The 1,866-nt window shown below is 32.7% G+C and carries 2 protein-coding genes; both read right to left on the bottom strand.

The window, feature by feature from the left end:
* Positions 1–188: 188 nt before the first annotated feature.
* A complete protein-coding gene (locus Q5Y73_RS24475; protein WP_305994542.1) occupies positions 189–1,076 on the bottom strand; it encodes a TIGR01777 family oxidoreductase in 888 nt (295 codons plus the stop codon).
* Positions 1,077–1,231: 155 nt separating this feature from the next.
* Positions 1,232–1,699, bottom strand: coding sequence for a GNAT family N-acetyltransferase (locus Q5Y73_RS24480; protein ID WP_305994543.1), 468 nt, complete (start codon positions 1,697–1,699; stop codon positions 1,232–1,234).
* Positions 1,700–1,866 lie beyond the last annotated feature (167 nt).

The raw sequence follows: 1,866 nt of genomic DNA on the forward strand, positions 1-1,866 counted from the left end.
TTGTGGAAGATCGTTATTTATATTTTAGAATCAATCGGTCATCCAGAAAAGCCCCTGTTAGTGAAGTAAGCTTTAGTTATGTGAGCTTTCTATCCAAATCATCCCATTGTTAAGAAACTCTCTCTTTGTTCAACTAAAGCTACTGTTACTTTAAGTGTATCTCTTAACAATTTTATTTGTAGAAGATTTCAATTTTTTAAAACGTCGTACAAGGTCTTATCAAGTGCCTTAAAGGTAAACGTGTAACCTTCACGTTCTAACCGTTCTGGAAGAACCCACCGACTTTTTAATACCAATTCTGTTTCAGTTTTAATTAGCAGTGAGCCAATCTCCAACATCCATTTGGGAGAAGGTAAACCGAATGGAACATTCATCGTTTTTCTTAGGTCCTTCATTAATTGACGATTACTAACAGGTTTTGGTGAAGAGCAATTAAAAACACCACTTAGTTCTTCTTTATTGTTCAAAAAGAGAACAATTTGAAACAAATCCTCTATATGTATCCAACTAAACTTTTGGTTTCCCGTTCCCTGAACACCTCCAAGTCCAAATTTCACTAAATTTCGATAAGGTGTCATTACTCCGCCGTTCTTACCTAATACTATAGCTATACGTAAGGCGATTTGCCTTGTTTTTGGTAAGTCAAAGGAAAAGAAGGTTTTCTCCCAGTTTGTTGCAACATTAACGGAGAATCCAGTACCAATCTCTCCATTTTCCTCTGTCATTGGAAGGTCTTCTGCGTGTCGATAAATGGTTGCCGTACTGGAATTCATCCAAATCTTAGGTGGATTCTTACATGCCTGTATGGACTCTCCAAGTATTGTAGTGGTCCTAATCCTTGAATTCATAATTTCATTCTTATTTTCTTCATTATATCTACAATTCACAGATTTTCCAGCAAGATTGATAAGAAGTTCAGTATCTTCTAATGCCTCTATAATCTCTAATTTATCTTCCCAAGAAATATGTTGTTTTTGCCTTGATATGATATATACCTCATATCCTAATTCCTTAAATTTATTTTTAAAATAGTCACCGATAAATCCTGTTCCCCCTGCTAAAATTACTTTTTTCATATAAAAACTCCATTCTATTTTAAAATAGATTTCTTATAATTCCTTCTTGAATTAATGTGCCATATTTTGGAAGATTATTATTAGTGAATGATCACCTCAATAGGGGACCTTCGATTAAAGCCCTCTTTACTTGAGTAAGTATTTTTAAATCTAGATTAAATAGTTAACTCCCATTGTTCTTCGATAATTTCTTTGTTAGACAACGTTTGAATTCGAGTTTCCTTTAATTCAAATCCATTTTTCTCATAGATTCGTCTTGCTGATGTGAGTTCACTGTTTGTCCAGAGGATGATATTATTGAAACCTGATTTCTTACAAAAATCAATAGCTGTTTGTACCAACTGTTGTCCATAACCAGAACCTCTTACATTGGTTTCAACAAGAAATAATCCCAACTGAGCAGTATCCTCATTAATTTTATTAATACCTATAGAGCCATTTTGTTTACCTTGGATTTCCAAAATCCAAATGTTTTCTTTATTATTAGACCTTTTTATAAAACCCTTTACTTTATCTTCAATAAAATCTCGGAAAGATAAATCGTAATTAAACTCCCTATTGTAGAGCTTATAGTGTGAGTTAATAATGTAATCTACATCATCTAATCTAAACGTACGTATCATCATATCACCTATTACCTTTAAAATTTTGGAATTCTATTATTCAATAATGCTCCCCTTTAGCTTGGTAACAATTATTTCAAATTTCCATCATATTCACAATATGTTATTCCACTATATGGCTCAAATCATAAAGAAAGACACTTCTCTTATTAGAGAATCGCGCCAGA

Source organism: Chengkuizengella axinellae (assembly GCF_030730905.1).
GTDB classification, from domain to species: domain Bacteria; phylum Bacillota; class Bacilli; order Paenibacillales; family KCTC-33759; genus Chengkuizengella; species Chengkuizengella axinellae.